The following is a 23,688-nucleotide window of genomic DNA, read 5'->3' as shown; positions in this document are numbered from 1 at the left end:
ATGGCCGTCACCGGAAGGCTCGGGCTGCTGGCGCTGTTCGGCGCGCTGGTGGTCGGGCTGCTCCTGCCGTCGGTCACCGGGATCCTGGCCGTCGGCGCGGTGCTGCTGGTGCTGGTCGTCGTCGACCTCCTGCTGGCGGGCAGCGTGCGCGGGCTGGCGTTTTCGCGCTCCGGCGACACTTCCGTCCGGCTCGGCGAGCCGTGCGAGGTGACGCTGGTGGTCGCCAACCCCGGCGGCCGGACCGTGCGCGGGCAGCTGCGCGACGCGTGGCCGCCTTCGGCGGGCGCGGCGGACCGGCACGCGGTGCGCGTCCCGCCGGGGGAGCGGCGTGCGTTCGTGACCGCGCTGCGGCCGTCGCGGCGCGGTGACCGGACGGCGGTGCGCGTGACGGTCCGGTCGGTCGGGCCGCTGGGCGTCGCCGCGCGGCAGGGTTCGCACGCGGTGCCGTGGACGGTCCGGGTGCTGCCGCCGTTCCACAGCCGCAAGCACCTGCCGTCGCGGCTGGCGCGGCTGCAGCAGCTCGACGGCCGCAACGCGGTGCTGATCCGGGGCCAGGGCACGGAATTCGACTCGCTGCGCGAATACGTCATCGGCGACGACGTCCGGTCCATCGACTGGCGCGCGACCGCGCGGGCCGCCGACGTCATGGTCCGGACCTGGCGGCCCGAGCGCGACCGGCACGTGGTGCTGGTCCTCGACACGGGCCGCGTTTCGGCGGGCCGGGTGGGTGACGCGCCCCGCCTCGACGCGGCGATGGATGCGGCGTTGCTGCTGGCCGCACTGGCCACCCGGGCCGGCGACCGCGTCGACCTGCTCGCCTACGACCGGCGGCTGCGGGCGGCCGTGCAGGGCTCGTCGGGGGCGTCGTTGCTGACGTCGCTGGTGAACGCGATGGCGCCGCTCGAGCCGTCGCTGGTCGAGACGGACGCGCGGGGCATGGTCGCCCAGGTGCTGCAGCGGACCCGCCGCCGGGCGCTGGTGGTGCTGCTGACCGGACTGGACGCGGCGCCGCTGGAGGAGGGCCTGTTCCCGGTGCTGAGCTCGCTGACCGGGCGGCACGAGCTGGTGGTGGCGTCGGTGGCGGACCCCCGGGTGGCGGAGATGCTGTCGGCCCGCGGCGACGCGGAAGCGGTCTACGACGCGGCATCGGCGGTCCGCACGACGGCCGAGCGCGCGCGGATGACCGAACGGCTCACGCGGCACGGGGTGAGCGTGGTGGACGCGGTCCCGGAGGAACTGCCGCCGGCACTGGCGGACCGCTACCTGGCGTTGAAGGCCGCCGGACGCCTGTGAGCGTCAGCTCGGCGGGGTGAACGGGTTTTCCGCGGGGATCGGCGTGCCGGACGGCGGAGTCGGCGGATCCGGCTGGACGTTCGCCTGCGGACCCGGCCAGGCTGCTTGCGGTGCCGGAAAGGCCGGCCCCGGCTGGATGTTCGCCGGCGGACCCGGCCACGCCGCCTGCGGTGCCGGGAACGGCTGATCGGCCCTGGCCGCGTAGGCCTGGAACGCCCGGGCGTGGTCGCGGTTGCGGCGCTCCGCCAGCACCGCCGCCAGGAACGCCCACGGCGGGACGCCCGGCGGCACCGGCGTGCCCAGCGCGTTCCCCACCTGCTGCGCGAGCCCCCAGCCCAGCGCGTGCGCCGCCTCCGGCCGCAGCTCGCGGTACCGGCTCAGGAACTGGCGGCTCGCCAGCGCGAGGTCGTCCGGCAACCGCGTCAGGTCGAGCTGCGCCGCCCAGCCTTCGAGGCCCGGCGGCATCGCGACCGCCGCGTACGTCCCGCCGTCCGGGACGCGCTCGCGGATCACCAGCGTCCCGGCCAGGAAGTCGCCGACGCGGCGCCCGTTCGACGAGCACAGCGACACGATCACCGCGACCGCGCCGAACAGCCCGAGCGCCCAGAAGTCCACCACGAACCCGGCGAGCCCGCGCACCAGCGCGTGCCGGAACCGGATCGGGCCGCCGTCGACGCGGACCACCCGCAGCCCCATCGCCATCTTGCCCAGCGAACGGCCGCGCGAGAGCGTCTCGGACAGGACCGGGTAGCCGACCACGACCAGCACGACGAAGACGAGCAGCAGCGCCACGAACAGCGACTGGTCGTCGAACGGCACCGCGAAGGTGAGCACCGTGAACGCCCCGAACAGCAGCGCGAACTGCACCAGCACGTCCAGCGCCATCGCCACCGCGCGGCTGGCGAGCTTGGCGACGCGCAGGTCCAGGACGACCGCTTCGCCGGTGACCAGCTCCGATTCCTCGTGCACGAGGTCCAGCGTATCGACGGATAGGGTGGTCGGCGTGGATGTGGACGTCTTCGTCGCTGCGCACGCGGCGGAGTGGAACCGGCTCGGCGAGCTGACCCGGCGCGGCGGCAAGCTGACCGGGCCGGAAGCCGACGAGCTGGTGACGCTCTACCAGCGGACCGCGACGCACCTGTCGATGGTCCGGTCGGTCGCGCCGGACCCGGCGCTGCTCGGCAGGCTGTCCGATCTGGTCGCCCGCGGCCGGTCGGCGGTTTCCGGGTCGCACAACCCGGCCTGGCGCGAGGTCGCGCTGTTCTTCACGCGCCGGTTCCCCGCCGCGGTCTACCTGTCGCGGCGCTGGTGGATCCCGGCCGCGCTGGTGTCGATCGCGGTGATGGCGGTGATCGCCGTCTGGGTCGCGCGCGACCCGGTGGTCCGCGCGTCGGTCGGGACGCCGGAGGAGCTGCGCCGGCTGACCGAGCCGGGCGGCGAAGCGGAGAGCTACTACTCGACCGGACCGGCGGCGTCCTTCGCGGCGCACGTCTGGACGAACAACGCGTGGGTGACGGCGACCTGCCTGTTCCTCGGCATCGCGCTGGGCCTGCCGGTGCTGGCCGCGCTGTGGCTGAACTCGCTCAACGCGGGGCTGATCATCGGCGCGATGAGCGCGGCCGGCCGCGGCGACGTCATGATCGGCCTCCTGCTGCCCCACGGCCTCCTGGAGCTGACGGCGGTGTTCGTCGCGGCGGGCACCGGGCTGAAGCTCGGCTGGACGGTGATCGACCCGGGCCGCCGCTCCCGCACGGCGGCGCTCGCCGAGCAGGGCCGCTCGGTGGTGGTGATGGCGCTCGGGCTGACGTGCGTGCTGTTCGTGTCCGGCGTCATCGAGGCGTTCGTGACGCCGTCGGGCTGGCCGACGTGGGTGCGCGTGGGCATCGGCGTGGCGGTGGAAATCGCTTTCCTGGCCTACGTGTTCACCCTCGGCCGCCGCGCGGCGAAGGACGGCGAGGTCGGCGACCTCGCGGCTCGCGACGCCGGGGACGCGCTGCCCGAGTCGGGCTGAACGTGCGGGAGGAGCCGGCCCGGGTGATCCGGGAGCCGGCACGCGTGATCGGAGGGTCGACACAAGGCTGGGAGACGTCGCCCGCGGGGGCGAGCCACGTGTTGCACTGCTGGTTGCGGTTCTCGGTGGCGCCGTGCACGGGGCCCGGGTGCGCCACCGGGACCGAGTGGCTGCGCGGGCGCGCCGAAAGGGGCCTACGCGCTCGCTCTGGGCGAACTGGCGCCGTGGGTGGCCGCGTTCGACGGGCTCGCGCACCCGCCGCCGGTCGGCTGGCACGCCGGTGACGTGTCGCCTGACCAGGCCGGATCCTTCGCGTCGGCGCCGGCGGGGACGTTCGCCGCCGCGCACCGCGGCCGGCTGCTCGGCGGGGCCGGCCGGGAGACCCCTGCTCAGCAGCCAGTCGGGACGCAGGCGACCGCCCAGCCGTCGTAGGGTGGGGCCATGGCCGATCCCGAGCTCGTCCGATACACCCTCGACAACGGTCTGCGGGTGGTTCTCGCCCCCGACGCGACCGCGCCGGTGGTCGGCGTCAGCGTGCACTACGACGTGGGTTTCCGTTCCGAGCCGGAGGGGCGCACCGGTTTCGCGCACCTCTTCGAGCACCTGATGTTCCAGGGCTCCGAGAGCCTGGAGAAACTCGCGCACTTCCGGCACGTGCAGTCCAGCGGCGGAACCTTCAACGGGTCCACCCACCCGGACTACACCGACTACTTCGAGGTGCTGCCGAGCGCCGCGCTCGAGCGCGCGCTGTTCCTCGAGGCCGACCGGATGCGCGCGCCCAAGCTGACGGCGGAGAACCTGGCGAACCAGATCGACGTCGTCAAGGAGGAGATCCGGCTCAACGTGCTGAACCGGCCGTACGGCGGGTTCCCGTGGATCACCCTGCCGCCGGTGCTGTACTCGACGTTCCCCAACGCGCACAACGGCTACGGCGGCTTCGAGGACCTCGAGAGCGCCACGGTGGACGACTGCGCGGCCTTCTTCGACACCTACTACTCGCCGGCGAACGCCGTGCTCACGGTGGCGGGCGACTTCGAGGTGGACAACGCGAAGAAGCTGATCGAGGAGCACTTCGGCGACGTCCCGCACCGGCCGGCGCCGCAGCGCCCGTCGTTCGCCGAGCCGCTGCCGACCACCGAGCTGCGCGGCGAGGTCGAAGACGCGCACGCTCCGCTGCCCGCGCTCGGCATCGGCTACCGGATGCCGGACCCGATCAACGACGTCGACAGCTACCTGGCCTACCTCGTGCTGGCCGGCGTGCTCACCGACGGCGACGGCTCCCGCCTGCAGCAGCGGCTCGTGCACAAGGAGCCGCTGGTCGTCGACATCGGCGCCGGCGCCGGGCTGTTCGGCCCGTTCGAGGCCCGCGACCCCGACACGTTCACCATCACCCTGATCCACCCGCACGAGGTGCCGCGCGAGCGCGTGCTCGCCGCGCTGGACGACGAGCTGGAGAAGCTCGCCGAAACCCCGCCGAGCGAGGAGGAGCTGCGCAAGGTCACCGCCCGCTGGACCGCGAGCCTGCACTCGGAGCACGACAGGCTCGTGTCGCGGACGCTGGCCCTCGGCTCGTTCGAACTGCTCTACGGCGACGCGTCGCTGGTGTACCGGCTCGCGGACCGGATGTCCGCCGTCACCGCGGAAGCCGTCTCGGCGGCGGCCAAGGCGCTGCGCCCGGACGCGCGCGCCGTGCTGGTGGTCAAGCCCGCTTCGGAAGGGAACAACGAGCAGTGACTTCAGCAACGCACCGCAGCGCCGAGGAGATCGGCCGCACCGAGCGGGGTCCGCGGCCGCTGCCCGCGCTCGGGTCGCAGCGGGCCGCCGCCGATCTGTCCCATGTGGACACGACGCTGGCGAACGGCCTGCGCGTGGTGGCCGTCCGCAAGGCGACCGTGCCGATGGTCGAGGCGCGGCTGTGGATCCCGTTCGCGGGTGACGACGCCCTGCACCCGGCCACGGCCGAGGTGCTCGCCGAGACGATCCTGACCGGCACCGCCCGCCGCAACCGCATCGAGATCGACGCCGAGCTGGCGCTGATCGGCGGCGACATCGGCGCCGGGGTCGACCCGGAGCGCCTGGTGCTCACCGGGTCCGCGCTGGCCGACAAGCTGCCGACGTTCCTCGACGTGCTCGGCGACGTCCTCACCGGCGCGACCTACGCCGACGAGGAGATCGCGCGCGAAAAGGAGCGGCTGGTCGAGCGGATCGCCGTCTCGCGCACGCAGCCGCGCACGATCGCGCGCGAGGCCCTGCAGAAGCACCGCTACGGCGACCACCCGGCCACGCGCGAGGTGCCGCAGGCCGAGGACGTCGCCGTCGTGACGCCGGAGCAGGTGCGGGCGCTGCACCAGGCGTCGGTGCTGCCGCGCGGTTCGGTCATGGTGCTGGTCGGCGACCTCGACCCGTCCGGTGTCATCGACGAACTCGAGAAGGTGCTCGGCGGCTGGGCGTCGGACCGCTCCGCCGTCCGGCTGCCGCCGCTGCCGGACCTGACCGGGCCGGACGTGCTGCTGGTGCCGCGCGCCGGTGCGGTGCAGTCGCAGATCCGGCTGTCGGCGCAGACGGTCCCGCGCACGGACCCGGGCTACGCGGCGCTGCAGCTGGCGAACCTGGCCTACGGCGGGTACTTCTCGTCGCGGCTGGTGGAGAACATCCGCGAGAACAAGGGGTACACCTACTCCGCGCACTCCGGGTTCGAGTTCACCGACGGCACGGCGGTGGTGAACGTCGACGCGGACACCGCGACCGACGCGACGGCCCCGGCGCTGCTGGAGACCCGCTACGAGCTGGGTCGCCTCGGCCAGGTCCCGCCGTCGGGCGACGAGCTGGAGTCGGTGCGGCAGTACGCGATCGGCTCGCTGCTGACGTCGACGTCGTCGCAGGCCGGGCTGGCCGGGCAGGTGCTCGCGCTGGCGTCGACCGGGCTGGGCTTGGAGTGGCTGAACGAGCACCCGGCGCGGGTGGCCGCGGTGACGGCGGCCGAGGTCGCGGACGCGGCGCTGAAGTACTTCGCGCCCAAGCGGTTCACCGGTGTCGTGGTCGGCGACGCGGCCGTCCTCGAGCGCAAGCTCCTGGCGCTCGGCGACGTGGTCGTGGGCGAGCCGGCCTGATGTCCGTCCCGTTCACCCTGGGTGCCCTGCCGACCCTGTCCCGGTCCACTGTGGACCGTCAGGAAGGCTTGCGCACCAACCCCGCCCGGCTGGTGTCGCGCTGGGCCGACGCCCGGGTCGTCCTCCTGGACGACGCCGGGCGCACCCCGGTCGTCGAGGGCTCGTCGACGCTGGCGTTCCGCAAGGCGATCGACTACGGCACCGCACCGCCCGAGGACGCGGTGTTCCTCGGCGAGTGGCAGGGCGTCGACCACTGGTCGCTGCCGGGCGGCCCGTCGGGGGACGCCGGCACGGTGAAGATGGCGGGCAGCTGGGGTTTCGTCGAGGAGGTCCCCAGCATCGACGGCGAAATCTGGGTCGAGCTGCGCGGGTACGGCGACCTGCTGGACGACACGTCGGCGGGCCTGTTCACCACGGCGCAGGCGTTGCGGAACTGGCGTCGCCAGTCGAAGTTCTGCACCCGCTGCGGCCACCCGACCGAGCTGATCCAGTTCGGCTGGGCGAGCAAGTGCACGAACGACGGCCGCGAGGAGTACCCGCGCACGGACCCGGCGGTGATCTGCCTGGTCCATTCCCCGGAGGGCGCGAACGGTTCGCACGTGCTGCTGGCCCGCCAGCCGATCTGGCCGGCGGGGCGGTATTCGGTGCTGGCGGGGTTCGTCGAGGCGGGGGAGTCCCTGGAAGCCTGCGTGGTGCGCGAGATCCGCGAGGAGGTCGGCGCGTCGGTGTCCGACGTCCGCTACCTGGGCAGCCAGCCGTGGCCGTTCCCGCGGTCGATCATGCTGGGGTTCACGGCCCGCGCGGACCGGTCGTTGCCGCTGGTCCCGGCGGACGGCGAGATCGAAGAGGCGCTGTGGGTGTCCCGCGAGGAGGTGCGCGCGGCGTTCGAGAACAGCTCGGCGCGCGGTGAGGGGTCTCGCCCCACGCCTATCGCGGGCGGCTCGGCGGAGATGATCCTGCCGGGGAACTCGTCCATCGCCCGCGTGATGCTGAAGGCGTGGGCGGACGCGGAGGAGTAACCGTCCGAACACGACTCGCTACGAACCGGCCCCGGCTTTCCGCCGGGGCCGTTTTGTTTCCGGGGCCTTCAGCGCAGGTCGCGGCGCTCGATCATCGAACGGTCCGGCTCACCCGTGAAGTCCGCCGGGCCGCCGTAGGCCAGGTTCAGCATCCACCTCGTGCAGCGCCGCGCCCGGCGGCAGCGGGAAAACGATCGGCACCCGGTTGCGCACGGCTGCCGCCGGACCGCCCCGGGACCGCTTGGTCCAGGTGGTCCGCACCCGCTGCGCCACGACGTCCACGCAGACCCGCATCCCCGCCCGCGCAAGCGGAAATCCGCTGACCAACGCGCGGACCGCCGGCGCAACTCGTTCACCGGTGTTTCGGCCACGTGGCCCAGCGCCGGCGAGGCGTTACCTGCTCGTTTCACCAGACCGTTGACGGCTGTGCCGCGGCTCACTACAGTCCCCGGAAACCGTCTGTAAAGTATCCTAATTAAGTCGGGAGACGACGAGTGCGAGCCGGCAGTCCGCGGATGCTGCGCGAGATCAACGATCGCGCCGCCATCGAGGTCCTCCTCCGGGAAGGGCCGCTCACGCGCGCCGAGCTCGAGCTCGCCATCGGCCTGTCCAAGCCCGCCACCGCGCAGCTGCTCACCCGGCTCGAGCTGGACAACCTCGTCACGAAAGCCGGTGTGCGGGGTGGGGGCCGGGGACCGCGGGCCCAGCTCTGGGCGGCCAACGGCAGCCTCGCCTTCGTCGCCGCCGTCGACCTCACGCCGCACGTCGCCGACTTCGTCGTCGCCGATGTCGCCGGCGTGGTGCTCGCCGAGTACCGGACTCCGCTGCCCGTGCACGAAGGCGCCGACGTCGTCGGGACCTTCGGGGAAGCACTCCAGAAGGTCGCCGAAGAAGCCGGGATCGAGCGGACGGACCTCGCCCACGTCGTGATCGGCGCGCAGGGGGCGTTCGATCCGCGGACCGGCCTGCTCTCGTCCGCTCCGCACATCCCCGGCTGGCTCGGCTTCGACGTCCCGCAGAAGCTGTCCGACGAGCTCGGCGTCGACGTCCTCATCGAAAACGACGTCAACCTCGTCGCCGTCGAGGAGATGACCGTCGGACAGGCCCAGGACGTCGACGACTTCGTCATGGTCTGGCTCTCCGAAGGCGTCGGCGGTGCCGTCGTCATCGGACGGCGGCTGCTGCGCGGCGCCACCGGCGGCGGCGGGGAGATCGACTGGATGCGCGTGCCCGATCCGGCCACCGTGGACACCGGGGACGTCTGGCCCGAAGCCGGCGCCCGGTTCGGCAACCTGGTCGACTCGCCCGCCATCTGCCGCCTCGCCGCCGCGCACGGCGTCGAAGCCGCCACCGCCTGGGAAGCCGTGGCGAAAACCGGGCCGGGCCACCCCTTCCGGCACGATCTGGCCAAGCGGGTCGCCGGCGGCGTCGCCAACCTCGTCGCCGTCGCCGACCCGCAGCTCGTGCTCCTCTGCGGCGACACCAGCCGGGCCGGCGGGGAGGACTTCGCCGCGCTCGTCCAGGAAAAGCTGCACGAACTCGTCCTGCCGCGCACGCCCGTGGGCTGCGCTTCCGTGCAGGGCAACGCCGTTCGCGCGGGCGCGCTGCAGTCGGCGCTCGCCACCACCCGTGAGGACGTCTTCGGCGTCGTCACCCCCACGCTCCTCGGGTCGCGCAGGCCCGAGGGCGACATCACCCGTCCCCGACCGAGTAGCCCCAACCGATGAGGAGGAGGGCCATGCCCCCGACCACCCGGACCCGCCGCGGCGCCCTGCTGGTGGCCGCCGCCGCGGCGTCCGTCCTGCTGACCAGCGCCTGTTCCGGCGCGGCCGCGCCGTCCACGAAGGACGCGGCCGCCGCGCCCGGCAAGGACGACAAGCTGACCATCACGGTGTACTCCAAGTTCACCGACCGCGAGTACGGTGTGGTCACCGCGGGTCTCAACAAGCTCAAGGCCAAGTTCCCGAACATCGAGATCAAGCACGAAGGCAACCAGGACGACGACAAGCTCACGCAGTCGATCCGCGGCGGCAATCCACCGGACGTCGCGATCTCGTTCTACACCGACAACCTCGGTGCCTGGTGCTCCACCGGCAGCTTCCAGGACCTCAAGCCCTACATCGAGCGCGACAAGATCGACCTGAACCAGATCCCCGAAGCCGTCCGCAACTACACCGAGTACCAGGGCAAGCGGTGCGCGATGCCGATGCTCGCCGACGTCTACGGGCTCTACTACAACAAGGACATGTTCGCGGCGAAGGGCATCACCTCGCCGCCGAAGACGACGTCCGAGCTGTTCGAGGCGACCAAGAAGCTGACCGAGTTCAACCCGGACGGCTCGATCAAGGTCGCCGGCTTCCTGCCCTCGATGCCGTTCTACGCCAACCAGGCCCAGTACTGGGCGCCGAACTTCGGCGCGCCCTTCCTCGGCCCGGACGGCAAGTCCGACCTCGCCACCAACCCCGGCTGGAAGGCGATGTTCGAGTTCCAGAAGCAGCTCATCGACTTCTACGGCGGCCACGCCAAGGTCGAGCAGTTCAAGGCGGGTCTCGGTGACGAGTACTCCGCCGACCACGGCTTCCACAAGGGCAAGCTGGCGATGATCTACGACGGCGAGTTCCGCACCGCGTTCCTCAAGGACCAGGCGCCGAACGTCAACTACGGCACCGCGCCCGCGCCGGTGCTCGACAGCATGGCCGACCACTACGGCGGCGGCTTCACCACCGGCACGATCATCGCCATCCCCAAGGGCGCCAAGAACCCCGGCGCCGCGTGGGAGCTGATCAAGCAGGTCACCCTGGACACCGACACGCTGGTCGACATGGCCAACGGCCTGAAGAACGTGCCCAGCACCAAGGCGTCGCTGACCTCGCCGAAGCTGGACCTGCAGCCGCAGTTCAAGACGTTCCTCGACATCTACGACAGCGGCAAGCTGGTCGCCAACCAGACCACCCCGATCGGCGACGCGCACCTCAAGGCGGTCAACGACTTCGCCGAGAAGTGGCAGGCCGGTTCGGTGCCCGACCTGACCGAAGGCCTGAAGAAGGTCGACGCGCAGATCGACGACGAGCTCAAGCAGAAGGGCGCGGGCGGATGACTCTGTCCGATGGGGTCTCGGCGGTAACGAGTACCTCGCCCCGCACACTCGCGGAAAAGGCTTCCCCGTCCGCACCTGCCAAGGTGCGGGCGGGGGCCCGCCGGGCCAAGCGCCGCCGGACCGTCCTGTTCTTCATGGCCCCGGCGCTCATCGGGTTCCTCGTCTTCTTCGGCTACCCGCTGATCGCCACGGTCTACTACTCCTTCACCCGCTACGACCTGATCAACCCGCCGCAGTTCATCGGCTTCGACAACTACGTCCGGATGTTCACCACCGAGCCGCTGGTCGGCACGGCGGCGTACAACACGCTGTGGCTGGTGGTCGTCCTGACGGTCTGCCGGGTGGTGTTCTCCCTCGGCATCGCGTCGGTGATCTCGCGGCTGAAGTCGGGTGTCGGCCTGGTCCGGACGCTCTGCTACCTGCCGACGCTCGCGCCGCCCGCGGCGGCCACGCTGGCGTTCGTCTTCGTGTTCAACCCGGAGTTCGGCCCGGTCAACCGGTTCCTGCGGCTCGTCGGCATCGACGGCGGCCTCTGGTTCAACAGCCCGGCGATGTCGAAGCCCGCGTTGACGCTGCTCGCGCTGTGGGGCTCCGGCGAGCTGATGATCATCATCCTGGCCGCGCTGCTCGACGTCCCGACCGAGCAGTACGAAGCCGCCGAGCTGGACGGCGCCGGGCCGGTCCGCCGGTTCTGGCACGTGACGCTGCCGTCGATCTCGCCGGTGCTGCTGTTCGGCGTGGTCAACTCGATCATCTACGCGCTGCAGTTCTTCACACAGGCGATCGTCGCGTCGTCCGCTTCCGCGGGCACGGCCGACGTCGCCGGCAACTCGAAGCTCATCGGGGCGCCGCAGAACTCGACGCTCACCTATCCGATTTGGCTGTACGTACAGGGTTTCCGCTACTTCAACATGGGTTACGCGGCGGCGATGGCCGTCCTGCTGTTCATCGTGTCGTCCGGATTCACCTGGATCCTCGTGCGGCAGCTGAGGAAGTCCCAGCACCAGGAGGAGGGGGCATGACCGCACTGGCCGAAGCGCCGCAAAAAGCGGCGGGCGTGCCGCCGAAGGTCAAGTTCAAGCGCAGCTGGGACAAGCGGTTGTCCTACATCGCCACCCACGCGGTCGGCATCGCCCTCGGCGTGATCTTCATGCTGCCGATCCTGTTCGTGTTCCTCACCGCGGTGATGGCGAGCGACCAGGCGATGACGGCGAGCCTGTGGCCGACGGAATGGCACTTCGAGAACTTCGTCAAGGTGTTCCAGAAGGCGCCGCTGCTCGAATACTTCGGCAACAGCCTGCTGTATTCGGCGCTGGCGACGGCGGGCGCGCTGCTTTCGGCGATCCCGGCGGCGTACGCGCTGTCGAAGCTGAAGTGGCGCGGGCAGAACCTGTTCTTCATGCTGACCGTGGCGGCGATGCTGCTGCCGCCGCAGGTCACCGTCGTGCCGCTGTACGACCTGTGGGTGCGGATGGGCCTCACCGGCACGCTGGTGCCGCTGATCGTGCCGTACTTCTTCTTCGACGCGTTCTCGATCTTCCTGCTCCGGCAGTTCTTCCTCACCATTCCGAAGGACTACCTCGAAGCGGCGAAGATCGACGGCTGCAACGAGTTCCAGGCGATGTACCGCGTGCTGATCCCGATGGCCAAGCCCGGGATCGCGGCCACCGCCATGTTCTGCTTCCTGTTCACCTGGAACGACTACTTCGGGCCGCTGCTCTACACCGGCGAGGACCAGGACCACTGGCCGCTTTCGCTCGCGATCGCGTCCTTCCGCGGCATGCACCACGTCGAGTGGAACATGACGATGGCGGCGACCGCGCTGATCATGGCGCCGGTGATCGTGCTGTTCATCTTCGCGCAGAAGTCGTTCGTCAAGGGCATCACATTCACGGGAGTCAAGGGATGAAGCTGGCAGTCGTCGGTGGCGGGTCCACCTACACGCCGGAGCTGATCGACGGGATCGCCGGCCGACGGTCCACTCTGGACGTCGACGAGATCGTGCTGGTCGACCCGGACGCCTACCGCGTCGAGGCCGTCGGCGGGTTCAGCCAGCGCCTCCTCGACCACGCGGGCCACCCGGCGCGGGTCAAGACCACGCAGTCGCTGGAAGAAGGCGTCGACGGCGCTTCCGCGGTGCTGATCCAGCTGCGGGTCGGCGGCCAGCGGGCGCGGCGCTCGGACGAGACGTTCCCGCACGCCTGCGGCTGCGTCGGCCAGGAGACGACCGGTGCGGGCGGGCTCGCGAAGGCGTTGCGCACGGTCCCGGTGGTCCTGGACATCGCCGACCGCGTCCGCAAGATCGCCGGCGACGACACGTGGATCGTCAACTTCACCAACCCGGTCGGCATCGTCACGCGCGCCCTGCTCAACGAGGGCCACCGCGCGGTCGGGCTCTGCAACGTCGCCATCAACCTGCAGCGTCAGTTCGGGAAGCTGCTCGGTGTCGGCGCGGACGACGTCAAACTCGTCCACACCGGACTGAACCACCTGAGCTGGGAGCGCGGCGCGCTCGTCGACGGCGTCGACCGGCTGCCGGAGCTGCTGGAGCAGCACCTGGACTACCTGTCCCACGAGGTCAGCGTTCCGGAGAAGTGGCTGCGGCGGATGAACGTCGTGCCGTCGTACTACCTGAAGTACTTCTACGCGCACGACGAGCAGGTCACCAAGCAGCGCACCGAGCGCCCGCGCGCGGACGTCGTCTCCGACGTCGAGGAAGAGCTGCTGAAGATCTACCTCGACCCGGAGCAGAACACCAAGCCGGAGTCCCTGGAGAAGCGCGGCGGCGCGTACTACTCGGAAGCCGCGGTGCAGCTGGTGCACGCGCTGACCGCGGGCGGTCCGGCCGAGGAGCACGTGGTGAACGTCCGCAACGACGGGACCTTCCCGTTCCTGCCGGACGACGCCGTCATCGAGGCTCGGTCCACTGTGGATTCCAAGGGTGCGACGCCGATCGCGCAGCCGCCGGTCGAGCAGCGGTTCGCCGGGCTCATCGCGGCGACGACGTCGTACGAGTACCTGGCGCTGGAGGCGGCGGTGAAGGGCGGCCGGGACCGCGTCGCCGACGCCCTGCTGGCGCACCCGCTGGTCGGCCAGTATTCCAAGGCCGACACGCTCGCCGACTCGCTGGTGCAGATCAACCGCGAGTACTTGCCCTGGGCGCGCGGATGAGGCCCGCTGTCATCGCGATCGACGGCGGCAACAGCAAGACCGAGGTCCTGGTGATCTCGGACGACGGCGTGGTGCTGGGCAAGTCGAGGGGCCCCGGCGCGTCGCCGCAGAACATCGGCGTCGAGGCCTGCGTCGCGGCGCTGGAGGACTTGGTTCTGGAGGCCTACCCGGCGTTCGGAGAGCGGCCGTTCGCGGTGCACACCTCCGCGTACCTGGCCGGGCTGGACTTCCCGCGCGAGGAGGAGGCACTGCACGCGGCGCTGTCCGCCCGCGGGTGGAGCGACACCCTGACCGTCGGCAACGACACCCTCGCGCTGCTCCGGGCGGGCAGCGCGGGGGTGGGGGTCGCCGTGGTCTGCGGCGCCGGGATCAACGGCGCCGGCGTCGGCCCGGACGGCCGCGTCCACCGCTTTCCCGCGCTGGGCAAGATCTCCGGCGACTGGGGCGGCGGCTACCGGCTCGGCGAAGAGGCGCTGTGGTGGGCCGTACGCGCCGAGGACGGCCGCGGCCCGCGCACGGCCCTGATGCCCGCGGTGGCGGCGTACTTCGGGAAGCCGACCCTGCTGGACGTCGTGCAGGGCCTGCACTTCGAGGAGATCGACCCGGCGTCGATCCACGGCCTGTGCCCGCTGCTGTTCGAGGTGGCGGCCGCGGGGGACGAGGTCGCGCAGGACATCGTCACGCGGTTCGTCGAGGAGGTCAGCGTCTTCGCGGCGGTGATCCTCCGCGAACTGGACCTGACCGAAGACGCCCCGGAGATCGTCCTCGGCGGCGGCGTGCTGACCGGGATCGGTGCGCCGGTGATCGCGGAGATCGAGCGCCGGTGCCTGAAGGTCGCGCCGCGCGCGGTGGTCCGCGTCGTCGACGTGAACCCCGTGGTGGGCGCGGCGCTGTTCGGATTGGACACGCTGGGCGCGCCGGAGGCCGCGAAGGCGGCGCTCAAGGCGGCGACCCAGCGCACCTAGACCTGGTGGCCTGCCTCGAAGCGGCGCGAGGCAGGCCACCAGACCCACCTCACGGCGCCGGGACGATGGTTTCGCCGGTTTCCAGCAGGGACTTGAGGTCGGAGAGGATCCAGGGCCAGCCGCCGCCCGCGTTCTCGTTCGGCGGCGCGTCGAGCTGCTCGAAGGCGCCGCTGACCATCCCGGCCGTGTTCGGGGCGCCGGTGACGTCGTGCGTGACGGTCAGCCGGGTGCCGGCCGTCTTGGATTCCTCGATCTCGTAGGTGAGCGTCGTGTAGGGCTCCTCGCTCACGTCGCCGGGCGCCATCAGCAGCTTCCAGGTGAGGACCAGCTTCCGCGGCGGGTCCACCTCGAGGACCTCGCCGTCGACGACGTCGCCGGTCATCCCGGCGTCGATGAACGCCTGCGTCGGGCGGGTGCGGTGCTTGCCGCCGGGCCGCAGGTCGAAGTCGACCAGGCCGGTGTAGCCGTACTTCGCCGTCCACTCGGGTTTCGTGATGGCGTCCCAGATGCGCTCCGGGGACGCCTTGATGTAGACGCGGTAGACCTGCACGGTGTCCGTCATGGTTCTTCGCCTTCCAGTTCGTTCTTGAGGTCGAGCAGCGCGGTCACGTGGCGCTCGGTGTACTTGTCGATCCACCGGTCGTGGATCTGGCGGATCGGGACGGGGTTGAGGAAGTGCCGCTTCTCGCGGCCCTCCTTCCTGGCGACGACGAGCCCGGCCTCTTCGAGGAGCTTCAGGTGCTTCATGACGCCGAAGCGGGTCATCTCCACCTGGGTCTCCAGCTCGGTGAGCGTGCGGCCGTCACGCTCGAAGAGCAGGTCGAGCAGGAACCGGCGGGTCGGATCCGCCAGCGCCTTGAACACCAGGTCGTCGTCGGGCACCCGCCCAAGATAGGTGACCAAAAGGTCACATGTCAATGTGCGAAAAAAGGCCGTCACCCGCGGTGGGGGTGACGGCCTTCGTCCGCGGCTAAACGATCAGCGACAGCGGCAGGATCAGCGCGATCGCCACCACGGAGATCAGCGTCTCCATCACCGACCAGCTCTTCAGCGTCTGGCCGACCGACAGGCCGAAGTACTCCTTGACCAGCCAGAACCCGGCGTCGTTGACGTGCGAGAAGAACAGCGAGCCGGCGCCGATCGCCAGCACCAGCAGAGCGCTGTGCGACGGGTCCATGGTCGCCGCCAGCGGGGCCACGATACCGGCGGCCGACACGGTCGCGACCGTGGCCGAGCCCGTCGCCAGGCGGATCGCCACCGCGACCAGCCAGCCGAGCAGCAGCGGCGAGAGGTTCGCGTCCTTGGCCAGGCCGGTGATGACGTCGCCGACACCCGCGTCGACCAGCGTCTGCTTGAAGCCGCCGCCCGCGCCGACGATCAGGATGATCCCGGCGATCGGGCCCAGCGAGTCACCGACCACAGTGGACAGCCGGGACCGGTCGAGCCCGGCCGGGCGGCCCAGCAGCACCATGCCGACCAGCACCGCCGCGAGCAGCGCGATCAGCGGGTCGCCGACGAAGTCCAGGATCTTGCGCGCCTGGCTGTCCTTGGCCAGCAGGATGTCCGACAGCGCTTTCGCCAGCATCAGCACGACCGGGAGCAGCACCGTCGTGAGCGTCGCGGCGAAGCTCGGGCGCGGCTTGTCCGTGTCGGCACGCTCCGGGATCAGGCGCTCCGGCGGCGCCGCGTCCGGGACGAGCCGGGCGGCGACGCGGGCGAACAGGGGGCCCGCGATGACCAGCGTCGGAACGCCGACGAGCAGGCCGAACGCCAGCGTGATGCCGACGTTCGCGTTCAGCGCGCCCGCCGCGGCCAGCGGGCCCGGGTGCGGCGGGACGAGCCCGTGCAGCACCGAAAGCCCGGCGACGGCCGGAATGCCCAGCAGCATCAGCGGTTTCCCGGTGCGCTTGACCGCGAGCAGCACCACCGGGATCAGCATGACGAGCCCGATCTCGAAGAACATCGGCAGCCCGATCAGCGCGGCCACCAGGGCCATCGCCCAGGGCAGCGCGGCACCGCGGGCCTTGCCGAGCACGGTGTCGACGATCTGGTCGGCGCCGCCGGAGTCGGCGAGCAGCTTGCCGAGCATCGCGCCGAGGGCGATCAGGATGCCGACGGACGCGACCGTGCTGCCGACGCCGTTCGTGAAGCTCTTGAGCAGCTTGTCGACCGGCATCCCGGCGGTCAGCCCGAGCACGAGCGAGCCGAGCACCAGCGACAGGAACGGGTGCAGCTTCACCTTCGTGATCAGCACGACGATGACGGCGATCGCGACGACGGTCGCGATGATCAGGCGGGTGTCGTGGCCGGTCCAGCCGGCGGCGAGGACGGCGTTCACGCGTGCTCCCGAAGGGCGGTCAGCGCGGCTTCGGTGATTTCCGCCGGAGTCCCGCTGGTGTTGTCGAGGACGATGCCGGCCTCGTCCGGCTCGAGGGGCTCGAGGTCGGCGAGCTGCGAATCCAGCAGCGACACGGGCATGAAGTGGCCCTTCCGGGTCTTCATCCGCTCGGCCAGCTGGGCCCGGTCGCCGTGCAGGTGGACGAAGAAGACGTCCCCGCCGCTGCGGAGCACGTCCCGGTACCGGCGTTTGAGCGCGGACGACGTCACGACGCCGCCGGTGTCCTGGTGCGCGCGGATCCAGCCGGCGATGGCCTCGAGCCAGGGCGCGCGGTCTTCGTCCGTCAGCGGCGTGCCGGCGGTCATCTTGTCGATGTTGGCCTTCGGGTGGAACGTGTCCGCTTCGGCGTATTCGACGCCCAGTGCCGCGGCGAGCGCCGTGCCGATCGTCGTCTTCCCGGAGCCAGACACCCCCATCACCACGATGACGGTCATCCGCACCTCCCACTTCGTTGTGCTCAGGTGAGTCAAACTCAAAAGTACTACTTATTCAAGATGAAGTACTACTTAATCGAATCAGACGGTTAGGTTGACCGGGTGAGACACGAGCAGGTCCTGGATGCCCTCGGCGCGGCGATCGCTAACGGTGCCCTGGTCCCGGGCACCGTGCTGCGCTCCGAAGAGCTCCAGGAACGCTTCGGCGCTTCGCGGACCGTGGCGCGCGAAGTCGTCCGCGTGCTCGAGACGATGCAGCTGACCAGCAGCAAGCGGCGGGTCGGGGTGATCGTCCGGGACCCGGCGGAGTGGAACCACTACGACCCGCGGCTGATCCGCTGGCAGCTCGACGGCCCGGCCCGGCCGGCGGCCCTGGCCACGCTGAACGAGCTGCGGTCGGCGATCGAGCCGTGCGCGGCCCGGTACGCGGCCCTGCGCGCGACCCCGGAGGAGCGCGGCCGCCTCGGCGCGCTGGGCGAGCGCCTGGCGCGGACGGCCCGGGCGCGCGACCTCCCGGCGTTCCTCGGGTTCGACATCGCCTTCCACGACCTGCTGCTCACCGCGTCCGGCAACCCGATGTTCGGGCAGCTGTCGGAGGTCGTCGCGGAGGTCCTCACCGGGCGGACCGGCCACGGCCTGATGCCACCGGAGCCCCAGCCCGAAGCGGTGGCGCTGCACCTGGAGGTTTCCGCGGCGGTGGCCGCCGGCGAGGCGGACCGCGCGGAGCGGGCGATGCGGGACATCGTCGTGCAGGCGCGCGAGGAGATCGCGGCGCTGGTCGCGGAGGGGGACGCCGGGGACGGGTAGTCGCGGCGGGCGGGGCTTCCGAGGCCGAGTAGCCTCCCCGGGGAACTGGACTTACTTCCGCCGGGGGGCACGGGTGAGCGCGGCGCGCGCGATCGGACTGGTGTTGGGCGTGGCGGCCGACGGCGCCCTCGGCGACCCGCGCCGCCGTCCTCCGGTGACGGCGTTCCGGCGTCTCCCGCCGCGTTCGGGCGTGCTGGCCGCGGCCGCGGCGGTGGCCGGCGGGGCGCTGCTCGAACGCGCGGGCCGGGGCCGCCCGCTGGTGCAGGCCTCGGCGACGGCGATCACGACGTGGGCCGTGCTCGGCGCGGCCGGCCTGGCCCAGCAGGGCACCGAACTGGCCCGCGACCTGGAGGAGTGCCGCTTCGAGCCGGCGCGCACCACGCTGTCCGAACTGGACCCACGGGTGGCCGATGGCCTGGGCGCGATCGCGTTGTCCCGCGCCTCGGTGGAGACGCTGGCGGAGAACACGTCCGACGCGGTGGTGGCCCCGCTCGTGTGGGGCGCGGTGGCGGGCGTCCCGGGCCTGCTGGGGGCGCGCGCGGTGAGCCTGCTGCGCCGGTCCCGGGTGGGCCGCCGCGGCCACTGGGCGGTGGACCGCGCCGACGAGCTGGTCCACCTGGTCCCGACCCGCGTGGCGGCGGCGCTGACCGTGCTGGCGGCCCCGGTGGTCGGCGGCTCGGCGGGCGGCGCGTGGCGAGCCTGGCGCCGCGACACGATCGCCCACCCGAGCCCCAACGCGGGCCGCGTGGAGGCGGCGTTCGCCGGAGCCCTCGAGATCCGCGTCGGCGGCCGGACGGTGTACCCGCACGGCGTGCTGGAGCTGCCGGTGCTGGGCGTGGGCCGCAACCCGGACGCCGGCCACGTGACGCGCGCGGTGGAGCTGTCCCGGGTGGTGGGCTGGCTGGCGGGGGCGACCGCGGTGGTCCTCGCCGTGCTGACGGGCTTCCGGCGTCGCAGGGCGTAACCCCGCCGCGTATCGACGAGCGTAGGCAACGCTTCGCCGAAACCCGGGAGGAACCCTTGCGGTACAAGCACATGGCGGCCGGCGTGGTCGCCGCGAGCCTGCTCACCCTGGTCGTGACCGGCACCGCCGACGCCAAGAGCCGGCCCTGCGGCCCGACCTACAAGCAGGAAGGCTCCGGCAGCCTGGGCACGCCCTACACGCTGAAGTCCAAGCACGACGACGACGGCCCCGGCGGGTCGTTCGTCGTGGGGGAGGAGTTCGAGATCCACACGACCGTGGCCGGCCAGACCTGGACCATCACCTTCGCCGACAACGGCAAGGTCTTCTTCACCGGCGACGACGTCTCGACGACGGCCGGGATCCGGGAGCAGCACGCGACGGCCAACCAGCCGGGCGTCACGCAGCACATGACCGCGGACGCGCGCAACCACACCACCGGCGAGACCGTCCACGGCTTCGTGGACGTGCTCCCGGAGCCCGCCTGCGGCGGCTGAGGAAGCCCGCCGCGGCTGAGGTCGCTCAGCCGCGGCGGCGCAGCTGCGCCAAGGCCTCTTCGTCCAGCGGCCCGCCGCGTTCCGCCAGCCGGGCCCCGATGCGCGTCCGGTCCTCGGCCGTCTTGTTGCCGCCGAACTTGAACTTCGCCCGGACGCCGGTGATCGAGAACTCGATCCCGCGGATGCCCGGCAGCAGCCGCCGGTCCGGCGCGTCCGGGGCCGCGCTCACCGGCGCGCGCCCGCCGTCGGGCTCGAAGTGGCGCAGCTGCTTGTCCAGCAGCGCGGCCTTGGCCGCCGGGTCGTCGACCAACCGGACGTCGCCTTCGAGCTGGACGGTCGCGTAGTACGACGTCGGCACGCCGTACGCCGGGTCCCCGGTCGTGTTCCAGTCCGCGCGGACGTAGGTGTAGTCGCCGATCACCGTCAGCAGGGCCCGTGGGTGCTCCTCCAGCAACGGCCAGATCGGGTTCGGCCGGGCCAGGTGCGTCACGACCGTGCGGTCGCCGTCGAACGCGAAGTGCGCCGGCGTCACCACGGGCAGGTCGCGGCCGGTTCCCCCGGCGATCAGCTGGCCGAAGTCGTGCCCGGCCAGCCACTCGCGCCACTCGGCATCCGGCGAGGCGTCCCAGGGGTGGATCAACATGACCCGAGTATCACCGCGCGAAGTGGCCTGGCCACAGGGCCAGTTCCGGCCTACTTCTGATGGCCACTTTCGGCGAGCTCGTCCTCCGCCAGGATCTCCGCGACGGACTTCCGCCGCGAAGGCGCCGAGGACGCGTCCAGCGCCCCGCCCGGCTTCAGCTCGCGGACCGTGAAGTACAGCCAGCCGAGCAGGGCCATCGCCCCGAACGCGATCCACTGCAGCGCGTACGACAGGAACGGCCCGGAGTCCGTCTGCGGCAGCGGCAGCGCGCCGAGCACGCCGGGCTGGCCGACGTCGAGCTGGAAGTACCCGGGCCGGATGTCGAGGCCGCCCGCCCGGGCCACCACGCGGGAGTCGACGACGTAGCTCTGCAGCCGGCCGCCGGTCGAGGCGTCGGCGAACGCGTCGCGGTTCTTCGGGTCGGTTTCGTCGGCCCGCACCCGGGCCGTCACGGACACGGTCCCGGCCGGCGGCGGCGCGAACGGCTGCGCGGCCGACTTGCTGTCGAGCCCGACGTAGCCGCGGTCGATCAGCACGACCGTGCCGTCGGCGGTCCGCATCGGTGTCAGCACCTCGAAGGCGCCTTCGCCCTGGACCGTCCGCAGCCGCGCGACGACTTCCTTGTCCGGCAGGTACCGGCCGGTGATCGTGACGAGGTGCCATTCGGTCCGCCCCCCGGGCACGCTGCCCGGCGGCAGCAGCTGCGCGAGCGGCACCGGCGCCGCGGTGAACGACGCCTGCAGCGCGGCGTTCTGCTGCTCGCGCTCGGCGTTGCGGCTGAACTGCCACGGGGAGAGCAGCGTGAAGCAGCAGATGGCGAAGGTGAACACCACCGCCGTCAGTGCCAGCCACCCGGGCCGGAGCAGGAACCGCAACCGCACCCCTCCACGGTAGGCCGTACCCCGGCCGGGCCGCCCGCCGACCTCCGCCCGGTGTGACGGAGGCCGGACGAACCGCCCGGGCCGGGGCGAACGCGGCTCAGCGATCCAGCCGCCACTGCTGGCTCGGGTTCCCGGCGACGCAGACGGCCGTGATGACCCGGGTGCCCGGGGCGTTGGAGCCCAGGTCGGCGCACAGGCCGTTGCGGTTGCGCAGGGTGCCGTCACCCGGCGCGGTCCACTGCTGGCTGGGCTGACCGGCCCCGCACGCCACCATGATCAGCGGCGTCCCGGGGTTGTTCGAACGCAGGTCGGCGCAGAGCTGGTTCGTGTTGACCAGCACCCCGCCGAGCAGCCCCCAGCGCTGGCTGACCTGGCCCTCGCCGCACGCCACCATCGTGATCGGCGTCAGCTCGGCGTTCGAGCCGAGGTCGGCGCAGAGGCCGTTGTGGTTGCGCAGGGTGCCGTCGCCCTTGAGGGACCACTGCTGACTCGGGTTGCCGGTGGCGCAGCCGGTGACCAGCAGCGGCGTGGCCGGCGCGTTGTTGCCGAGGTCGGCGCAGGCGCCGGCCGCCGTCCGCAGGGTGCCGTCGCCGGGGAAGCGCCACTGCTGCTCCGGCGCGCCCGTGCACGTCCCGGTGCCGACCGCGGTGCCGGAGACACCGAGGCAACGCCCGTCGGAAGTGCGCACGGTCCCGTCGCCGGGGAGCGTCCACCGCTGCGCGACCGCGTCCGCGGCGCAGACCTCGGTGGTCACCCGGGCACCGGCGCTGGTGCACAGGCCGTTGAAGTTGCGGATGGCGTACGGCGGGATCTGCGCCCGCACCCAGTCCGCGATCTCGTCGAGCCGCGTTTCGGACGTGCCCTGGCGGGTCTCGGTCTCGCCGAGGCAGCCGTGCTGCCAGGACGCCGCGTTGATCGCGACGAGCTCGGCCGGGCCGCCGGTCTCGCGCAGCGCCGGGCCGCCCGCGTCACCCTTGCAGGTGGTCGCGTCGGCCGTCACCGCCAGCGTCGTCGCGGTGCTGGACTGCACGGTGAAGTTCGCCGTGGACAGCTTGTCCGGCACCCACTCGGTCGCGGTCCGGCCCCAGCCGGCGATCCGCAGCACTTCGCCGGTCTGCACCGGGCTCTTGGCCAGCGCGACCGGCGCGACGGTGAAGACGGGCGCGTCGAGCCGGGCCAGGACGAGGTTCCGGTCGGTCCGCGGCACGAGCGTGGTGACCGGGGCGGTCCGCCCGCCGACGGTCACGGTGGCCGCCGACGGCGGCGGTCCCGCCGGGACGGCGTCGCCGAAGCAGGTCGACGCGGTGAGCACCCACTGCGGCGCGACCAGCGACCCCGTGCAGGCCCGGCCGGCGGTGTTCACCTTGGCGACGAACGAATACGTCCCGTCGGCGGCTTGACTTCCCCCGGTGATGGCTGCCGCCGGAGCGACGGCCAGCACCCCCGCCGCCGTCACGAGCGCAAGCACACCCGAAATTCTCTTGAACACGCGATTCCCCTCATCGATGACGATGCCGGAGGGGGTATCGCCGAGGGGCGCGAAACAGTACAGCGGCGGATCGTGACGCCGGTCACCCGTGCGCGCGGACCCAGTCCAGCAGGCCGGGCACCGCGCGCTCGATCATCCCGAGGACGTCTTCGAAGCCGTCGTCCCCGCCGTAGTAGGGGTCCGGGACTTCGGCGTCTTCGGGGGCCGAGGGGTCGAACGACCGCAGCAGCCGCACCTTCGCCGGATCGTCGACCCGCGCCCGCAGGAAGTCGGCGTGCCCCTGATCGGCGGCGAGCAGCAGATCGGCGGCGAGGTCCTCGTCCGAAACCTCGGAGGCGACGTGCGCGGTGGGGTAGCCGTGCGCCTTGAGGGTGGCGCGGGCCCGCTTGTCGGCGGGCTCCCCGGCGTGCCAGGGCCCGGTACCGGCACTGCCGACCCGGACGACGTCCCCGAGCCCGGCGTCGTCGAGTCCGGCCCGGAAGACGAGTTCGGCCATCGGAGAGCGGCAGATGTTGCCGGAGCAGACGAAGACGATGTGCGTCACGCCGTGAGGGTAACGACCGGACCGGCGTGGAAGACCGCACGGCCCGGGTGCCGGGGGTGCCTGCGCGGCGCTTGCTCGGGCAGGGTGAGGTGTGGAGATTGCCGGGCGGGGTCGGCGAGCGTTGCCGGTGCGGGGCGTGCGGCTGCCGAGGGTGACCGCCGCAGTTCACCCGGTCGCCCGCTCGCTGCCGTCGGGCGCTCGATCTGGCTTGGGCGGCCGAGGTGCGGAAATCGCCGGGCGGAGTCGGCGAGTGTCGCCGGTGCCGGGCGTGCCGCCGCCGAGGGTGACCGCCGGGTTCACCCGGTCACCCGCCCGCTCGGCGGTATCCGCGGCCCGCGGCGGCCACTTAGCGTCGATCGGGCGAGGAC

General features: G+C 72.1%; 24 protein-coding genes. 15 read left to right on the top strand and 9 right to left on the bottom strand.

Annotated elements, in window-relative coordinates; translation table 11 throughout:
• Entirely contained in the window at window positions 1-1,293 is a 1,293-nt protein-coding gene (locus ACLJPY_RS20785) for a DUF58 domain-containing protein (RefSeq protein ID WP_410590711.1), read from the top strand.
• Between the two features lie 3 nt (window positions 1,294-1,296).
• On the opposite strand, the gene ACLJPY_RS20780 is transcribed toward ACLJPY_RS20785, so the two are convergent.
• Window positions 1,297-2,262: an RDD family protein gene (locus ACLJPY_RS20780; RefSeq protein WP_410590709.1), complete on the bottom strand. Its 966-nt coding sequence runs from the start codon at window positions 2,260-2,262 to the stop codon at window positions 1,297-1,299.
• A 34-nt stretch (window positions 2,263-2,296) separates the two neighbouring features.
• Here ACLJPY_RS20780 and ACLJPY_RS20775 point away from each other — a divergent pair, with 34 nt between their 5' ends.
• The 11 genes from ACLJPY_RS20775 to ACLJPY_RS20725 all read left to right on the top strand — a co-directional run bounded on the left by ACLJPY_RS20775 (window position 2,297) and on the right by ACLJPY_RS20725 (window position 14,666).
• The gene (locus tag ACLJPY_RS20775) at window positions 2,297-3,304 is read left to right on the top strand and encodes a stage II sporulation protein M (protein WP_410590707.1); all 1,008 of its coding nucleotides are present in this window, start codon (window positions 2,297-2,299) and stop codon (window positions 3,302-3,304) included.
• 228 nt (window positions 3,305-3,532) lie between these two features.
• A complete protein-coding gene (locus ACLJPY_RS20770; RefSeq protein ID WP_410590705.1) occupies window positions 3,533-3,736 on the top strand; it encodes a hypothetical protein in 204 nt (67 codons plus the stop codon).
• 9 nt (window positions 3,737-3,745) lie between these two features.
• The gene (locus ACLJPY_RS20765) at window positions 3,746-5,038 is read left to right on the top strand and encodes a M16 family metallopeptidase (RefSeq protein ID WP_410590703.1); all 1,293 of its coding nucleotides are present in this window, start codon (window positions 3,746-3,748) and stop codon (window positions 5,036-5,038) included.
• Window positions 5,035-6,414 (top strand): M16 family metallopeptidase, encoded by a 1,380-nt coding sequence (locus ACLJPY_RS20760; RefSeq protein ID WP_410590701.1) that lies wholly within the window; start codon window positions 5,035-5,037, stop codon window positions 6,412-6,414. Before ACLJPY_RS20765 ends, ACLJPY_RS20760 begins: the two co-directional genes overlap by 4 nt.
• Window positions 6,414-7,433 (top strand): NAD(+) diphosphatase, encoded by a 1,020-nt coding sequence (gene nudC / locus ACLJPY_RS20755; RefSeq protein ID WP_410590699.1) that lies wholly within the window; start codon window positions 6,414-6,416, stop codon window positions 7,431-7,433. The genes ACLJPY_RS20760 and nudC overlap by 1 nt, the downstream gene beginning before the upstream one ends.
• A 515-nt stretch (window positions 7,434-7,948) precedes the next feature.
• Entirely contained in the window at window positions 7,949-9,160 is a 1,212-nt protein-coding gene (locus tag ACLJPY_RS20750) for an ROK family transcriptional regulator (protein ID WP_410591236.1), read from the top strand.
• Between the two features lie 11 nt (window positions 9,161-9,171).
• Window positions 9,172-10,530 carry an extracellular solute-binding protein gene (locus tag ACLJPY_RS20745; RefSeq protein WP_410590697.1) on the top strand — a complete coding sequence of 453 codons (1,359 nt, stop codon included), beginning with the start codon at window positions 9,172-9,174 and terminating at the stop codon, window positions 10,528-10,530.
• 83 nt (window positions 10,531-10,613) lie between these two features.
• Window positions 10,614-11,552 carry a carbohydrate ABC transporter permease gene (locus tag ACLJPY_RS20740; protein ID WP_410590695.1) on the top strand — a complete coding sequence of 313 codons (939 nt, stop codon included), beginning with the start codon at window positions 10,614-10,616 and terminating at the stop codon, window positions 11,550-11,552.
• Window positions 11,549-12,439: a carbohydrate ABC transporter permease gene (locus tag ACLJPY_RS20735; RefSeq protein ID WP_410590693.1), complete on the top strand. Its 891-nt coding sequence runs from the start codon at window positions 11,549-11,551 to the stop codon at window positions 12,437-12,439. The genes ACLJPY_RS20740 and ACLJPY_RS20735 overlap by 4 nt, the downstream gene beginning before the upstream one ends.
• Window positions 12,436-13,701: a 6-phospho-beta-glucosidase gene (locus tag ACLJPY_RS20730; protein ID WP_410590691.1), complete on the top strand. Its 1,266-nt coding sequence runs from the start codon at window positions 12,436-12,438 to the stop codon at window positions 13,699-13,701. Before ACLJPY_RS20735 ends, ACLJPY_RS20730 begins: the two co-directional genes overlap by 4 nt.
• Window positions 13,698-14,666: an N-acetylglucosamine kinase gene (locus ACLJPY_RS20725; RefSeq protein ID WP_410590690.1), complete on the top strand. Its 969-nt coding sequence runs from the start codon at window positions 13,698-13,700 to the stop codon at window positions 14,664-14,666. Before ACLJPY_RS20730 ends, ACLJPY_RS20725 begins: the two co-directional genes overlap by 4 nt.
• A 49-nt stretch (window positions 14,667-14,715) precedes the next feature.
• Here ACLJPY_RS20725 and ACLJPY_RS20720 read toward each other — a convergent pair whose 3' ends face one another.
• The 4 genes from ACLJPY_RS20720 to ACLJPY_RS20705 all read right to left on the bottom strand — a co-directional run bounded on the left by ACLJPY_RS20720 (window position 14,716) and on the right by ACLJPY_RS20705 (window position 17,498).
• Window positions 14,716-15,228, bottom strand: coding sequence for an SRPBCC domain-containing protein (locus ACLJPY_RS20720; protein ID WP_410590688.1), 513 nt, complete (start codon window positions 15,226-15,228; stop codon window positions 14,716-14,718).
• Window positions 15,225-15,548: an ArsR/SmtB family transcription factor gene (locus ACLJPY_RS20715; RefSeq protein ID WP_003092533.1), complete on the bottom strand. Its 324-nt coding sequence runs from the start codon at window positions 15,546-15,548 to the stop codon at window positions 15,225-15,227. The genes ACLJPY_RS20720 and ACLJPY_RS20715 overlap by 4 nt, the downstream gene beginning before the upstream one ends.
• An 88-nt stretch (window positions 15,549-15,636) precedes the next feature.
• Window positions 15,637-17,004 carry a gluconate:H+ symporter gene (locus ACLJPY_RS20710; RefSeq protein WP_410590686.1) on the bottom strand — a complete coding sequence of 456 codons (1,368 nt, stop codon included), beginning with the start codon at window positions 17,002-17,004 and terminating at the stop codon, window positions 15,637-15,639.
• Window positions 17,001-17,498, bottom strand: a complete 498-nt coding sequence (locus ACLJPY_RS20705; RefSeq protein ID WP_410590684.1) for a gluconokinase — start codon at window positions 17,496-17,498, stop codon at window positions 17,001-17,003. Before ACLJPY_RS20705 ends, ACLJPY_RS20710 begins: the two co-directional genes overlap by 4 nt.
• Window positions 17,499-17,600: 102 nt before the next feature.
• Between ACLJPY_RS20705 and ACLJPY_RS20700 the strand changes: the two genes are divergently transcribed.
• From ACLJPY_RS20700 to ACLJPY_RS20690, 3 genes are all read left to right on the top strand, one after another.
• Window positions 17,601-18,305, top strand: a complete 705-nt coding sequence (locus ACLJPY_RS20700; RefSeq protein WP_410590682.1) for a FadR/GntR family transcriptional regulator — start codon at window positions 17,601-17,603, stop codon at window positions 18,303-18,305.
• A 73-nt stretch (window positions 18,306-18,378) separates the two neighbouring features.
• On the top strand, window positions 18,379-19,269 hold the full coding sequence (locus ACLJPY_RS20695) for a cobalamin biosynthesis protein (protein WP_410590681.1): 891 nt from the start codon (window positions 18,379-18,381) through the stop codon (window positions 19,267-19,269).
• Between the two features lie 56 nt (window positions 19,270-19,325).
• Window positions 19,326-19,763: a hypothetical protein gene (locus ACLJPY_RS20690; protein WP_410590679.1), complete on the top strand. Its 438-nt coding sequence runs from the start codon at window positions 19,326-19,328 to the stop codon at window positions 19,761-19,763.
• Between the two features lie 25 nt (window positions 19,764-19,788).
• Here the strand turns inward: ACLJPY_RS20690 and ACLJPY_RS20685 are convergent, their stop codons facing one another.
• The 4 genes from ACLJPY_RS20685 to ACLJPY_RS20670 all read right to left on the bottom strand — a co-directional run bounded on the left by ACLJPY_RS20685 (window position 19,789) and on the right by ACLJPY_RS20670 (window position 23,320).
• Entirely contained in the window at window positions 19,789-20,406 is a 618-nt protein-coding gene (locus ACLJPY_RS20685; protein WP_410590677.1) for an FMN-binding negative transcriptional regulator, read from the bottom strand.
• 50 nt (window positions 20,407-20,456) lie between these two features.
• The gene (locus tag ACLJPY_RS20680) at window positions 20,457-21,287 is read right to left on the bottom strand and encodes an SURF1 family protein (RefSeq protein WP_410590675.1); all 831 of its coding nucleotides are present in this window, start codon (window positions 21,285-21,287) and stop codon (window positions 20,457-20,459) included.
• 97 nt (window positions 21,288-21,384) lie between these two features.
• Window positions 21,385-22,755: a ricin-type beta-trefoil lectin domain protein gene (locus ACLJPY_RS20675; RefSeq protein ID WP_410590673.1), complete on the bottom strand. Its 1,371-nt coding sequence runs from the start codon at window positions 22,753-22,755 to the stop codon at window positions 21,385-21,387.
• Window positions 22,756-22,858: 103 nt separating this feature from the next.
• Complete coding sequence (locus ACLJPY_RS20670; protein ID WP_410590671.1) at window positions 22,859-23,320, bottom strand: low molecular weight protein-tyrosine-phosphatase; 462 nt, start codon at window positions 23,318-23,320, stop codon at window positions 22,859-22,861.
• Window positions 23,321-23,688: the final 368 nt, after the last annotated feature.

Origin of the sequence: Amycolatopsis sp. lyj-23, from assembly GCF_046549135.1 — a bacterium.
Classification (GTDB): Bacteria; Actinomycetota; Actinomycetes; order Mycobacteriales; family Pseudonocardiaceae; genus Amycolatopsis.
Note: the sequence above shows the minus strand (reverse complement) of the source record. Positions and strands in the feature narration are given on the sequence as shown.